This is a genomic window from Amycolatopsis australiensis (assembly GCF_900119165.1).
GTDB lineage: Bacteria > Actinomycetota > Actinomycetes > Mycobacteriales > Pseudonocardiaceae > Amycolatopsis > Amycolatopsis australiensis.
In genome coordinates this window covers 7,152,123-7,167,984 of sequence record NZ_FPJG01000006.1, presented here as the reverse complement: position 1 = coordinate 7,167,984, position 15,862 = coordinate 7,152,123, and the positions used below count along the sequence as shown (strand labels likewise).

General features: G+C 74.9%; 1 protein-coding gene. It reads left to right on the top strand.

The window, feature by feature from the left end:
• Positions 1-27: 27 nt before the first annotated feature.
• Positions 28-15,861, top strand: a complete 15,834-nt coding sequence (locus BT341_RS46180) for a type I polyketide synthase (protein WP_245805218.1) — start codon at positions 28-30, stop codon at positions 15,859-15,861.
• The last annotated feature ends 1 nt before the right edge of the window (position 15,862 follow it).

Below are 15,862 nucleotides of genomic sequence, written 5' to 3'. Positions count from 1 at the left end.
GGGCAAGAGAAGATGGGGGTTGTTCCCGTGGCGCGTGAGCAGAAGCTTCTCGACCACCTCAAGTGGATGACGGCCGAGCTCAGGCAGGCGAAGAGCAGGCTGGCCGAGCTGGAGGCCGTCGAGCGGGAGGACATCGCGATCGTCGCGATGGCCTGCCGCTTCCCCGGCGGTGTCGAGTCACCGGAGGACCTCTGGTCGCTGGTGCGGGACGGCCGCGACGGCTTCTCCGCGTTCCCCGCCGACCGGGGCTGGGAGGTCCCGGACGGCGCGAACGGCTTCGCCACCGGCGAAGGTGCCTTCCTGCACGACGCCGCCGAGTTCGATCCCGGCTTCTTCGGGATCTCGCCGCGCGAGGCCCTGGCCATGGACCCTCAGCAGCGGCTGCTGCTCGAGACGTCGTGGGAGGCATTGGAGCGGGCGGGGATCGACCCCGCCGTGCTGCGCGGCAGCCGGACCGGCGTGTTCGTCGGCTCCAACAACCGCGACTACGTGTCGCTGCTGGGCCGGGCCGCCGAGGACCTCGGTGGCTACGTGGCCACCGGCGGCTCGGCGAGCGTGTTCTCCGGCCGGATCGCCTACGCGCTCGGGTTCGAGGGACCGGCGCTGACCGTGGACACCGCGTGCTCGTCTTCGCTGGTGGCCCTGCACCTGGCGGCGCGGTCGCTGCGGGAGGGCGAGTGCTCGCTCGCGCTGGCCGGCGGGGTGACCGTGATGGCCACCCCCGGCGCGTTCGCCGAGTTCACCCGCCAGAACGGGCTCGCCGCCGACGGCCGCGTCAAGGCCTTCGCCGAGGCCGCCGACGGCACCGCTTGGGGTGAAGGCGCCGGCGTGCTGCTGGTCGAGCGCCTGTCCGACGCCCGGCGCCACGGGCACCCGGTGCTCGCCGTGCTGCGTGGCTCCGCGGTCAACTCCGACGGTGCCAGCACCGGCCTGACCGCGCCGAACGGGCCGGCGCAGCAGCGGGTGATCCTGCAGGCGCTGCTGGACGCGCGGCTGGCCGCCGACGAGATCGACGTCGTGGAAGCCCACGGCACCGGGACGACGCTCGGCGACCCGATCGAGGCGCAGGCGCTGCTCGCGACGTACGGCCAGGGCCGTCCCGCGGATCGTCCGCTGCTGCTCGGCTCGGTGAAGTCGAACCTGGGCCACACCCAGGCGGCCGCCGGCGTCGCGGGCGTGATCAAGATGGTCATGGCGATGCGGCACGGCCTTGCCCCGTCGACGCTGTACGTGGACGAACCGACGTCGCACGTGGACTGGTCGGCCGGCGCGGTGGAGCTGCTGACCGAGCCGCGGCCGTGGCCGGAGGCGGACCGGCCGCGCCGGGCCGCCGTCTCGTCGTTCGGCATGAGCGGCACCAACGCCCACCTCATCCTCGAAGCCGCGCCCGCCGCCGAACCGGCGGCCGCCGAGCCGCACGGGGAAGGCCTCGTGCCGCTCGTGGTGTCGGCGATGACGCCGGAGGCGGTCCGCGCCCAGGCGGACCGGCTGGCCCGCCACCTGCGCGACCGTCCGGACCTCGCTCCCGCCGACGTGGCGTTTTCCCTGGTGACGTCGAGGGCCGTGTGGCCGGAGCGCGCGGTCGTGGCCGGCGCCGATCGCGCCGGACTCCTCGACGGCCTGGCGGCACTGGCCGCCGGGGCGCCCGCACCCGGGGTGGTGACCGGGCGAGCGGTCGACACCGCCGGTCCGGTGCTGGTGTTCCCCGGTCAGGGTTCGCAGTGGGTCGGCATGGCGGTCGGGCTTCTCGACTCGTCGCCGGTCTTCGCGGCTCGGTGGGCCGAGTGCGAGACCGCGTTTTCGTCCTTGGTGGACTGGTCGCTGACCGGCGTTGCCCGCTCGAACGACCCCTCGGTGCTGGAGCGGGTCGATGTCGTGCAGCCGCTGCTGTGGGCGGTGATGGTCTGCCTGGCCGAGCTGTGGCGGGATGCCGGTGTCGCGCCTGTCGCGGTGATCGGGCATTCGCAGGGTGAGATCGCGGCCGCGGTGGTGGCCGGTGCGCTGTCCCTTGAGGACGGTGCTCGGGTGGTTGCTCTGCGGGCGAAGGCGATCACCGAGCTGGCGGGTACTGGTGGGATGTTGTCTGTTCCGTTGCCGGTGGCCGAGGTGGAGGCCGGGCTGGATCCGCGGCTGGGTGTTGCGGCGGTGAATGGGCCGTCGGCGACGGTGGTTTCCGGTGAGGTCGCCGCGCTGGATGCCGCTCAGGCGGTGTGGGAGGCCGCCGGGATTCGCGTCCGGCGGGTGCCGGTGGACTATGCGTCCCACTCGCCCCAAGTGGAGGCGATTCGCGAGCGGATCCTCGCTGACCTGGCGCCGGTGTCTCCGTCCAGTGTGGACACTGTGTTCTTCTCGACGTTGACCGGTGAAGCGATCGACACGGCCGAGCTGACCGCGGATTACTGGTACCGCAACCTCCGCGCCACCGTGCGGTTCGAAGACGCCGTCCGGGCGGCAGTCGTGGCCGGGCACACCGTGTTCGTGGAAAGTTCGGCCCACCCCGTGCTCACCGTCGGCGTCCAGCAGACGCTCGACGAGGTGGGCGCCGCCGGTGCGGTGGTGCCGACCCTGCGCCGGGACCACGGCGACCAGCAGCAGCTCTTCACCGCCTACGCGGACGCCTACGTCCACGGGGTGGCCGTCGCCTGGGAGAAGCTGACCCCGGGGCAGCGGGTCGACCTGCCCACCTACGCCTTCCAGCGCGAACGGTACTGGGTGCGGACCGCGCCGGGTGGCGCCGGCCTCGCCGCGGCCGGGCTCGGCACCGCCGGGCACCCGCTGCTCGGCGCCGTCGTGTCCGTCGCCGGTTCCGGACAGGTCGTGCTCACCGGACGGCTGTCCGCCCGGACGCACGGCTGGCTCGCCGACCACGCCGTGCTCGGTGCCGTCCTGGTCCCCGGCACCGCGCTGCTCGACCTGGCCGTCCGCGCCGGCGACCTCGCCGGCTGCGACACCGTCGAGGAACTGACCCTCGAAACCCCGCTCCGGCTGCCCGGCTCCGGCGCCCTCGCGGTCCAGGTCGTGACGACCACGGCGGACGACGGCCGCGTCGCCGTCACGATCCACTCCCGCCCGGACGACGCCGCCACCGACGACCCGTGGACCCGGCACGCCTCCGGCACCTTGACGCGCGTCCGCACCGGAACCGCCGGCACCCTCACCGCCTGGCCGCCCGCGGACGCCGAGCCGGTCGGCATCGACGGCTTCTACGCCGGTACCGCGGAGGCCGGGTACGGCTACGGCCCGGCCTTCCAGGGCCTGCGCGCGGTCTGGCGCGCCGACGACGTCGTGTTCGCCGAGGTCGCGCTGCCCGAGGCGGCGGGCGAGGCCGACGGGTTCGCCGTGCACCCGGCGCTCCTCGACGCCTGCCTGCACGCGGCGGGTGCGGGCGGCCTGCTGGCCGCCGACGGCGGCCCCCGGCTGCCGTTCGCGTGGTCTGGCGTCCGCGTGCACGCCGCGGGGGCCCGGCGCGTGCGCGTCCGGCTGACCGCCCAGGGCGCCGACGCGGTTGGCGTGCTGGTCACCGACGAAACCGGGCTGCCCGTGGTCACCGCCGACCGCCTCGCCCTGCGCGTGGCCTCCGGCGACCGGCTGCCCACGGCCGGCTCCCTCTACGAGGTGGCCTGGGAACCGGCTCCCGCCGAGGCGGCGGCGTGGACCGAGCTGGTCGAGCCCGCTGATCCGGTCCAGGCACTGGCGGCGATCCAGGGCTGGCTCGACCGGCCCGAAGGGCGCCTCGTCGTGGTCACACGGGACGCCATCGGCGTCACTGCGGGCGACGCCGTCACCGGCTTGGCGCAGGCGGGTATCTGGGGTCTGGTGCGGTCGGCGCAGTCGGAGCACCCCGGCCGGTTCGTGTTGCTGGACACGGACGGGGACGTGCCTGCCACCCTGCCGGACGAGCCGCAGCTGGCGGTCCGCGACGGCGCTCTGTACGTGCCGAGGCTGCGGCGCGCGGCGACCACCGCAGAGGTCGCGTGGCCGACGGAAGGCACGACGTTGATCACCGGTGGCACCGGCCTGCTCGGTGGTCTGGTGGCTCGTCATCTGGTCGAGCGCGGTGTTCGTGACCTGGTGCTGCTGAGCCGTCGTGGCATGGACGCGCCGGGCGCGGAAGAGCTGGCGAACCTGGATGCCACGGTCCGGATCGTGGCCTGCGACGCGGCGGATCGCGAGGCATTGGCCGAGGTCTTGAGCAGCATCGAGCACCTGACGGCGGTGGTGCACGCGACGGGTGTGCTCGATGACGGCGTCGTCGAGTCGCTGACGCCGGAGCGGCTAGGGACGGTGTGGCGGCCCAAGGTCGATGCGGCCTGGAACCTGCACGAACTGGCGGGGGACGTGGAGAAGTTCGTCCTGTTCTCTTCCGCGGCCGGGGTGTTCGGCGTACCGGGACAGGGCAATTACGCGGCGGCCAACACGTGGCTGGACGCGCTGGCCCAGCGCCGGCGCGCCCGCGGACTCCCCGCGACCGCCCTGGCCTGGGGATTGTGGGAACAGGCCAGCGACATGACCGCACACCTCGCCGGCGACGACAGCGGCAGGCTGGCCCGGTCCTGGGTCCGCTCTCTGTCCACATCGGACGGTATCGCGCTGCTCGACGCCGCACTGGCCGCGGACCTCCCCGCGGCCGCCCCGGTCGCGCTCGACCTCGCCGCCCTCCGACCCGGAGCGGCCCCCGCGCTGCTCACCGGCCTGGTGGGCAGTCCTCGCCGCCGGGTCGTCCGCGCCGAGACGGGAGTCGGCGGCCTCGGCGGGCTCGAGCTCGACGAGCAGCGGCGCACCGTGCTCGGCATCGTCCGCGCGCAGGTCGCCGACGTGCTCCGGCACACCTCGGCCGCGGCGGTGGACCCGCACCGCTCGTTCACCGAGCTCGGCTTCGACTCGCTGACCGCGGTCGAGCTGCGCAACCGGCTCGGCGCCGCGACCGGCCTGAAGCTGCCCGCCACCCTCGTCTTCGACTACCCGACCCCGGACGTGCTCGCCGAACACGTCCGGCGCGAACTGCTCGGCCTCGGCGACCGGGTCGTCACCACCGCGCCGCCGGCCGGCGCCGCCGCCGACGAACCGATCGCCGTCATCGGCATCGGCTGCCGGTTCCCCGGCGGGGTCGCCTCCGCCGCGGACCTGTGGCAGCTGGTCGAATCCGGCGGCGACGCGGTCACCGCGTTCCCCGCCGACCGCGGCTGGGACCCGGCGGCGCTGTCCGGCGCCCGCGAAAGCGGGTTCCTCCACGACGCCGCGGAATTCGACGCCGGGTTCTTCGGCATCTCGCCGCGCGAGGCCCTGGCCATGGACCCGCAGCAACGGCTCCTGCTCGAGACGGCGTGGGAAGCGGTCGAGGACGCGGGCATCGACGCGACGGCGTTGCGCGGCAGCCGCACCGGCGTGTTCGCGGGCGCCATGTACCACGACTACGCCACCCTCATGCCCGGGCTGCGCAAGGGCGCCGAGGGCTACATCGGCACCGGCAACTCCGGCAGCGTGGTCTCCGGCCGCGTCTCCTACGTGCTCGGGCTCGAAGGACCTTCGGTCACCGTGGACACCGCGTGCTCGTCGTCCCTCGTCGCGCTCCACCTCGCCGCGCAGGCCCTGCGTTCGGGGGAATGCTCGCTCGCGCTCGCCGGCGGGGTCACCGTGATGTCGACGCCGGGCCTGTTCACCGAGATGGCGGCGCAGGGCGGCCTCGCGCCCGACGGCCGGTGCAAGGCGTTCGCGGACGCGGCCGACGGCGCCGGGTTCTCCGAAGGCGTGGGCCTGCTGCTGGTCGAGCGGCTGTCCGACGCCCGCCGCAACGGACGGCGGATCCTCGCCGTCGTCCGCGGCTCGGCGGTGAACTCCGACGGCGCTTCGAACGGCTTGACCGCCCCGAACGGCCTGTCCCAGCAACGGGTCATCCGGGCGGCGCTCGCCGACGCCGGGCTCGGCACGCAGGACGTCGACGCGGTCGAGGCGCACGGCACCGGCACGAAGCTCGGCGACCCCATCGAAGCGCAGGCGCTGCTCGCCACCTACGGCCGCGACCGGGCGCACCCGCTGCTGCTCGGCTCGATCAAGTCGAACATCGGGCACGCGCAGGCGGCCTCCGGCGTCGGCGGCGTCATCAAGATGGTGCAGGCCATGCGGCACGGCGTGCTGCCGAAGACGCTGCACGTCGACACCCCGTCGTCCTTCGTGGACTGGTCGGCCGGTGCGGTCGAGGTGCTGACCGAGGCGCGGGACTGGCCCGAGACCGGCCGGCCGCGCCGCGCGGGCGTCTCCTCGTTCGGGATCAGCGGCACCAACGCGCACGTGATCCTCGAACAGGCCCCGGCAGCAGTGGTCCCCGTGCGGCCGGAGCCGCGGCCGGGACCGGTCGTGTGGACGGTGTCGGGCCGGACGCCGGAAGCCCTGCGCGCCCAGGCCGCCCGGCTCGGCCGGTTCCTGGCCGGCCGCACCGAAGCCCCGGCCGACGTGGCCTGGTCGCTGGCCACCACCCGGGCGCACCTGGAGCACCGGGCGGTCGTCGTCGGCACCGGCTCCGACTCCCTCCTCGCCGGGCTGGCCGGCGTGGCCGCGGGCGAACCGGCCGCGGTGACCGGCGTGGCCGGTTCGCCGGGCGCTGGTCCGGTGCTGGTCTTCCCGGGGCAGGGTTCGCAGTGGGTCGGGATGGCGGTGGAGCTGCTGGATTCTTCGGCGGTGTTCGCGGCTCGGTGGGCGGAGTGCGAAACCGCGCTCAAGTCTTTTGTGGACTGGTCGTTGACGGAGGTGGCGCGTTCGGCTGATCCGGCCGTGCTGGAGCAGGTCGACGTCGTCCAGCCGCTGTTGTGGGCGGTGATGGTCTGCCTGGCCCAGTTGTGGCGCTCGGCGGGTGTCGAGCCGGCCGCGGTGATCGGGCATTCGCAGGGTGAGATCGCCGCCGCGGTGGTCGCCGGAGCGCTGTCCGTCGAGGACGGGGCGCGCGTGGTCGCGTTGCGGGCCAAGGCCATCACGGAACTGGCGGGTACGGGCGGGATGCTGTCGGTGCCGTTGCCGGTGGCCGACGTCGAAGCCGGGCTGGACCCGCGGCTGGGCATCGCCGCGGTGAACGGCCCGTCGGTGACCGTCGTCTCGGGTGAGGTCACCGCGCTCGACGAAGCGCAGGCGCGCTGGGAAGCCGAGGGCGTCCGCGTCCGCCGCATCCCGGTGGACTACGCCTCGCACTCGCCCCAGGTGGAGGCCATCCGCGACCGCGTCCTCGCCGACCTCGCGGGGATCACCCCGCGCCCGGTCCGCACGGTCTTCGCCTCGACGCTGACCGGCGAGCCGCTCGACACCGCGCAGCTGACCGCCGGCTACTGGTACCGCAACCTGCGCGAGACCGTCCGGTTCGAGCAGGCCGTTCGCGCGCTCGCGGCGGCCGGGCACACGACGTTCGTCGAGGCTTCGGCCCACCCCGTGCTGACCGTCGGCATCCAGCAGACCTTGGACGCGCTGGAGGCCACCGGCGCCGCACTGGGCACGCTGCGCCGCGAGCACGGCGATCTCACCCAGGTGCTCACCGCGTACGCCGAAGCGCACGTCCTCGGCGTGGCCGTCGACTGGGCGGCGGTGTTCGCGGACGCCCGGCCGGTCCGGGTGGACCTGCCGACGTACGCGTTCCAGCGCGAACGCTTCTGGCCGCCGGCCCGGCCGGCCGCGGTCGCACTGGCCGCCGACTCGGTGGAGACCCGGTTCTGGGACGCCGTCGAGCGCGAAGACCTCGAAGACCTCGCGGACGCCCTGCACCTCGGCGACGGTGAACTCGGCGCCGTCGTGCCCGCCCTCTCGGCCTGGCACCGGCAGCGCCGGGCACACGCGACGGCCGACCGCTGGCGCTACCGGATCACCTGGAAGCCGCTCGCCCGCCCGGCGGACCGCCTGGCCGGGACCTGGCTGGTCGTCACCCCGGCCGGCGCGCGCCCGGCCGACGTCGTCACGGCGCTCGCCGCCCACGGTGCCGATGTCGTCGAGCTCGAACTCGCCCCGGGCACCGGCCGGGCGGACCTCGCCCGCCGCCTGGGCGAACCGGGCCGCGAGGTCGCCGGGGTCGTGTCGCTGCTCGCGGCCGACGAGACGCCGCACCCGGAGCACCCGGCGATGACGGCCGGGCTCGCCGGCACGCTCACGCTGGCCCAGGCGCTCGGCGACGCCGGTGTCCCCGCGCGGCTCTGGTGCCTCACCCGCGGCGCGGTCGCGGTGGCGGACGGCGAAGACCTGCCCCGGCCGCTGCAGGCCCAGGTCTGGGGGCTCGGCCGGGTCGTGGCCCTCGAACACCCCGCCCGCTGGGGCGGCCTCGTCGACCTTCCCGAAGTGATCGACGAGCGGGCCGCCGAGCGGCTGGCCTCGGTGCTGGCCGCGGCGGACGACGAAGACCAGCTGGCCGTCCGGCCGTCCGGGGTGTTCACCCGGCGGCTCACCCGCGCGCCGCTCGGCGACGAGCGGCCCGGCCGGACCTGGCAGCCGCGCGGGACCGTGCTGGTCACCGGCGGCACCGGTGACCTCGGCCCGCTGGTGGTGCGCTGGCTCGCCGGCGCGGGCGCCGGCCACATCGTGCTCCCGGGCCGGCGCGGCCCGGACGCGCCGGGCGTCCCCGAACTCACCGCCGAACTGGCCCGCTCCGGCGTGCGGCTCACCGCCGTCCGCTGCGACGTCGCGGACAAGGCCGCGCTGGCCGCGCTCCTGGCCGAGCTGCGCACGGCGGGCGACCCGGTGCGCGCGGTGATCCACGCGGCCGCCCTGATTGACATCGGCGCGATCGAAACCGCGACGCTCGCCGAGTTCTCCGCCGTGATGGCGGCCAAGGTGCTCGGCGCGCAGCACCTCGCCGAACTGCTCGACGGCGAAGAGCTCGACGCGTTCGTGCTGTTCTCCTCCATCGCCGGGGTCTGGGGCAGCGGCGACCACGGCGCGTACGGCGCGGCGAACGCCTACCTCGACGCGTTCGCCGAGCACCGCCGGGCCCGCGGCCTCCCGGCGAGCTCCATCGCCTGGGGCATCTGGCACGCGGCCAACGAGTGGACCGGCGCGACCATCCCCGAGGGCGTGGACCCGAGCCTCGTCCGCAAACGCGGGCTGCCGTTCCTCGACCCCGAGATCGCGATGAGCGCGTTGCGCCGCGAACTCGACCACGACCGGCCGTCCATCGCCCTCGCCGACGTCGACTGGGACAGGTTCGTGCCCGCGTTCGGCTCGGCCCGGCCGCGGCCGCTGATCGCCGACGTCCCGGAAGCGGCGGAGATCCTCGCCGCCGACCGGGTCGAGCCGGGCCCGGCCGCGGGCGAGCCGTCCGAGCTGCGCCGGGCCCTGGCCGGGCTGTCCGCGGCCGAACGGCGGCAATCCGTGCTGGAGACCGTGCGGGGGCAGGCCGCGGCCGTCCTGGGCCACGCTTCGGCGGCGGCCGTGGTGCCGGGCAAGGCCTTCCGCGACTTCGGGTTCGACTCGCTGACCGCGGTCGACCTGCGCAACCGGCTGGCCACCGCGACCGGGCTGAAACTGCCCACCACGGCCGTGTTCGACTACCCGACGCCGGAAGCGCTGGCGAACTACCTGCACGGCCGCGTCTTCGGCGCCGAAGCCGACGCGCCCGCCCAGATCGTCACGATCGCCGCCGACGACGAGCCGATCGCCATCGTCTCGATGGGCTGCCGGTTCCCGGGCGGGGTGGCCTCGCCGGAAGACCTCTGGCGGCTGCTGGAGTCCGAAGGGGACGCCGTGACGGAGTTCCCGGCCGACCGCGGCTGGGACCTGGCGGGCCTGTTCGACCCGGACCCGGACGCGCCGGGCAAGAGCCACGTCCGGCACGGCGCCTTCGTCGAGGGCGTGGGCGAGTTCGACCCGGCGTTCTTCGGCATCTCGCCGCGCGAGGCGCTGGCCATGGACCCGCAGCAGCGGCTGCTGCTGGAGGTCTCGTGGGAGGTGCTCGAGCGGGCCGGGATCGACCCGGCGTCGGTGCGCGGCGACCGGATCGGCGTGTTCACCGGCAGCAACATCAGCGACTACGGGCAGGCCGTGCTCCGGTCGTCGGCGGGCTCGGAAGGCCACGTGCTGACCGGCAGCGCGTCGAGCGTGGTCTCCGGCCGGATCTCCTACACCCTCGGGCTCGAAGGCCCGGCGGTCACCGTCGACACGGCGTGTTCGTCATCGCTGGTCGCGCTGCACCTGGCCGTGCAGGCCCTGCGCAACGGCGACTGCGAGCTGGCGCTGGCCGGCGGGGTCGCGCTGATGGCGGGTCCGGGCGCGTTCATCGCCTTCTCCCGGCAGCGCGGGCTGGCCGAGGACGGCCGCTGCAAGGCGTTCGCCGACACGGCGGACGGCATGGGCCTCGCCGAGGGGGTCGGCGTGCTGCTGGTGGAGCGGTTGTCCGAGGCGCGGCGCCACGGGCACCCCATCCTCGCCGTGGTGCGGGGTTCGGCGGTGAACCAGGACGGTGCGTCGAACGGGCTGACCGCCCCGAACGGCCCGTCGCAGCAACGGGTGATCACCCAGGCCCTGGCCAACGCGCGGCTGTCCGGTGCGGATGTCGACGTCGTGGAGGCACACGGCACCGGCACGAAGCTCGGCGACCCGATCGAGGCCCAGGCGCTGCTGGCGACCTACGGCCAGGACCGCGATCGGCCGCTGTGGCTCGGTTCGGTGAAGTCGAACATCGGCCACACCCAGGGCGCGGCCGGCGTGGCCGGCGTCATGAAGGTGGTGCTGGCCCTGCGGAACGGCCGCCTGCCCAAAACCCTGCACGTCGGCGCCCCTTCGTCCGAAGTGGACTGGTCGGCCGGCGCGGTCGAGCTGCTGACCGAGGCACGGCCTTGGCCCGCGGTGGAAACCCCGCGGCGTGCCGGCGTCTCGTCGTTCGGCATGAGCGGCACGAACGCCCACGTCATCATCGAAGAAGCCCCGGTGGCCGAAGAAGCCGAGGCACCTGCCGCGGCGCCGGTGACGCCGTGGGTGGTGGCCGCGAAGTCGGAGGCCGCGCTGCAGGAGCAGGCCCAGCGGCTGGCCGGGCACGTCGCCGGCCTTCCCGCCGCCGACGTGGCCTTCTCGCTGGCGACGACCAGGACCGCGTGGGACCGGCGCGCCGTGGTGATCGGCACCGGACCGGCCGAACTCCTCGACGGCCTGACGGCACTGGCCGGCGGCGAGCCGTCGCCCGCGGTGGTGACGGGTGCGGTGGTCGACGGCACCGGCCCGGTGCTGGTGTTCCCGGGTCAGGGGTCGCAGTGGGCCGGGATGGCGGTGGAGCTGCTGGATTCTTCGGAGGTGTTCGCGGCTCGGTGGGCCGAGTGCGAGACCGCGCTGTCGTCCTTTGCGGACTGGTCGCTGACTGAGGTGGCGCGTTCGGCCGATCCGGCGGTGCTGGAACGCGTCGATGTGGTGCAGCCGCTGCTCTGGGCGGTGATGGTCTGCCTGGCGGAGCTGTGGCGAGCCGCCGGTGTGGAGCCTGCTGCGGTGATCGGTCATTCGCAGGGTGAGATCGCCGCCGCGGTGGTCGCGGGTGCCTTGTCCCTTGAGGATGGCGCGAGGGTGGTCGCGTTGCGCGCCAAGGCGATCACCGAGCTGGCGGGGACCGGTGGGATGTTGTCGGTTTCGTTGCCGGTGGCCGAGGTCGAGGCCGGGCTGGATCCGCGGCTGGGTGTCGCGGCGGTGAACGGACCGTCCGCGACCGTGGTGTCGGGTGAGGTCGAGGCTTTGGATGCCGCGCAGGCGGCCTGGGAGGCCGAAGGCGTCCGCGCCCGGCGGGTCCCGGTGGATTACGCGTCCCATTCGCCCCAGGTGGAGGCGATTCGCGACCGGATCCTGGCTGAACTGGCCCCCGTGCGTCCGTCCAGTGTGGACACGATCTTCTTTTCGACCCTGACCGGCGGTCAGATCGACACGGCTGAACTGACCGCGGACTACTGGTACCGCAACCTGCGCGCCACCGTGAGGTTCGAGGACGCGGTCCGGGCGGCGATCGCGGCCGGGCACACGGTGTTCGTGGAAAGCTCGGCGCACCCGGTGCTGACCGTGGGGGTGCAGCAGACTCTCGACGACGTCGAAGCCGCCGGTGCGGTGGTGCCGACGCTCCGCCGCGACCACGGCGGCCTGCGGCAGCTCTGCACCGCGTTCGGCCAGGCGTTCGTCCACGGTGTGGCGGTGGCCTGGGAGAAGCTGACCCCGGGCCGGCGGGTGGACCTGCCCACCTACCCCTTCCAGCGCCGGCGGTTCTGGCCGGACACCCCCGCGGCGAAGCCGGGCGACCCGCACGGCCTCGGCCTCACCGCCACCGAACACCCCCTGGTGGCCGCCGCGATGACCGTGGCGGGCTCCGGCGAGCTGGTGCTCACCGGCCGTCTGGGCCTCGACACCCACCCGTGGCTCGCCGACCACGCCGTCCGCGGTTCGGTGCTGCTGCCCGGCACCGGCTTCGTCGAGCTGGCTGTCCGCGCCGCCGACGAAGCGGGCTGCGGGCTGGTCGAGGAACTCACCCTGGAAGCCCCGCTGGTGGTGCCCGGCAGCGGGGGGCTGCGCCTGCAGCTCACCGTGGACCCCGACGACGAGACCGGACGGCGCGGCCTGACGATCCACAGCCGGCCGGACGAGGATCCCGGCGCACCGTGGACCCGGCACGCGACGGGCGTGCTCGCCCCGGCCGCCGCCCCCGCCGGACCCACCGGGCTGGAAACCTGGCCCCCGCCCGGCGCGGCCCCGATCGACCTCGACGACGTCTACGGCCGCTTCGCCGGGCTCGGGTTCACCTACGGGCCGCTCTTCCGCGGCCTCCACGCGGCCTGGCGGGACGGCAACGACTTCTACGCCGACGTCCGCCTGCCCGCCGGCGGCCGCACCGACGGGTTCGGCCTGCACCCGGCCCTGCTCGACGCCGCACTCCAGGCGATGCTCGCGGCCGGGCTGGAAACCACCGAGGCCGAGGCCGTCGGGCGGCTCCCGTTCGCCTTCAGCGGCGTCACGTTGACCGCGATCGGCGCGACCGCACTGCGGGTGCGGCTCTCGCGGGTCGGCGAGGAGGCGATCTCGCTGACCGTCGCCGACGACACGGGCGCCCCGGTCGCGACGATCGATTCCCTGGTCTCCCGGCCGGTTTCGGCGGCCCGGTTCGACGCGGCGCGCCGTGGCTCGCTGTTCGCCGTCGGGTGGCACCGCGTCGAGCCGGGCACCGGCGGCCGCACCTGGGCGATGCTCGGCGAAGCCGCGGCCGACGTCCTCGTCACCGAGGTACCGCGAGCCGGCCTGACGGCGGCCGAGGTCCGCGCGGGGCTGACGGCCACGCTCACCACGGTGCAAAACTGGCTCGCCGCCGAGCAAGCCGCCGGGGCCCGGCTCCTGGTCGTCACCCGGGACGCGGTCGGCGTCCGCCGGGACGACCCGGTCGCCGGGGTGGCGGAGTCGCCCGTCTGGGGTTTGCTGCGGTCGGCGCAGGCCGAGCACCCCGGCCGGCTGGCGCTGCTGGACGTCGACGCCGAAGCGGTGCTCCCCGAAGTGCTGCCGTCGGTCGTCGCGCTCGACGAACCCCAGCTGGCCGTCCGCGGCGGCGAGGTGTTCGTGCCGCGGCTGGCCCGCACCGCCCCGGACGACCTCCGGCCGCCGGCCGGACCGTGGCGGCTCGACGTCACCGCGGCGGGGACGCTGGAGAACCTGGCCCTAATCGGCCACCCGGACGCCGGGCGCCCGTTGCGGGACAACGAAGTCCGGGTCGGGCTGCGCGCGGTCGGGGTGAACTTCCGGGACGTGCTGATCGGGCTCGGGATGTATCCCGACCCGGTGCCGATGGGCGCCGAGGGCGCCGGCGTGGTCCTGGAGACCGGTGCGGCGGTCACCGACCTGGCGCCGGGGGACCGGGTCTTCGGCTTGTTCAACGGCGCGCTCGGGCCGGTCGCCGTGGCGGACCGGCGGGCGATGGCCGTGCTGCCGGCGGGCTGGTCGTTCGAGACGGCGGCTTCGGTTCCGGTGGCGTTCCTGACCGCGTGGTACGCGCTGAACGACCTGGCCGGCGTCCGCGAAGGCGAGTCCGTGCTGGTGCACGCGGCCGCCGGTGGCGTGGGCATGGCCGCGGTGCAGATCGCCGGGCACCTGGGTGCCACGGTGTTCGGGACGGCGAGTCCGGCGAAGTGGCCGGCGGTGGGGATCGCGGAGGAGCGGCTGGCGTCTTCGCGGACGTTGGACTTCGAGTTCGAGTTCCTGGCGGCCACCGGTGGTGCCGGGGTCGATGTGGTGCTGGACGCGCTCACCGGTGAGTTCGTGGATGCGTCCCTGCGTCTGTTGCCGCGGGGTGGCCGGTTCGTCGAGATGGGCAAGAACGACGTCCGCGACCCGGAGCTGGTCGCCAAGGAGTACCCCGGCGTCCGGTATGAGGCGTTCGACCTCATCGAGGCCTCCCCCGACCGGCTGGCCGAGATGCTTTCCGAGCTCACCGCGCTGTTCGAACGCGGGGTGCTGCGGCCGCTGCCGGTTTCGGTGCGGGACATCACCGAGGCGCGGGACGTCTTCCGGACGATGAGCCAGGCCAAGCACGTCGGCAAGCTCGTCCTGCGCATCCCGGCCGGCCTCGCCGACGGCACGGTCCTGGTCACCGGCGGCATCGGCACCCTGGGCGCGCTGCTGGCGCGGCACCTGGTCTCCACGCACGGGGTACGGGACCTGCTGCTGCTGAGCCGTCGCGGCCCGGACGCACCCGGCGCGGACGAACTGCGGGAGGAACTGGAACTGCTGGGCGCCCGAACCGAGATCGTCGCCTGCGACGCGGCCGACCGGGACGCCCTGGAACAGGTCATCGCCGGTCGCGAGCTTTCGGCCGTGGTCCACGCGGCCGGGGTGCTCGACGACGGCGTGCTCGAGTCGGTGACCCCGGACCGGCTGACCGCGGTCCTGCGGCCGAAGGTCGATGCGGCACTGAACCTGCACGAGCTGTGTGGTGACGTCGCCGCCTTCGTCCTATTCTCCGGAGGAGCGGGCACCTTCGGCAGCGCCGGGCAACCGGCTTACGCGGCCGCGAACGCGTTCCTGGACGCCCTGGCCCGGCACCGCCGGGCACACGGGCTGCCGGCGACGTCGCTGGCCTGGGGACTGTGGGCCGAAGCCAGCGGGATGACCGGGCACCTGGCCGGGGCCGACCGGGCGCGGCTGTCGCGCGGCGGCATCCGACCACTGTCCACAGAGGACGCTCTGGCGCTGTTCGACGCCGGGCTGCGCGCCGCCGAACCGGCCGTGGTGCCGGTCGACCTCGACCTCGCCGCCCTGCGGTCGCGGGCCGCGGTCCCCGCGGTGCTGCGCGGACTGGTGCCGGCCGGCCCCCGCCGGGTGGTGGCCGCGGGCGAGGAGACCGGGCCGTCGTTCGCGCAGCGGTTCGAGGCGATCCCCGCCGACGACCGCGACCGGTTCCTCCTCGACCTGGTGCGCGGCCACGTGGCGACGGTGCTCGCCCACGAGTCCGCCGCCGCGATCGAGCCGGAGCGGGCCCTGAGCGAGCTCGGCTTCGACTCGCTGACCGCGGTCGAACTGCGCAACCGGCTCACGGCCGCGACCGGCCTGCGGCTGCCCGCCACGGTGATCTTCGACTACCCGACCTCGGCGGCGGTGGCCGCCCGGCTGCACGAGCTGCTGGGCGACGGCGGCGCCCCGCGGCCCGTGGTCGCGCTGCTCGACGAGCTCGGGCGGCTGGAAGCCACGCTCGCCGGGCTCGACGCCGACGGGGCCGCCGCGGTCGCCGCCGACGAACTGGCGGCCGACAGCGTCACCGCGCGGCTGCGCGCACTCGTCCGCGGCTGGACCGGCCTCCGGTCCGGCGACGGCGCACCCGGCGACGACCTCGAGCTGGCCGGCGACGACGAACTCTTCGAAGTGCTCGACAGCGAACTGGGCAGGTCTTCATGAC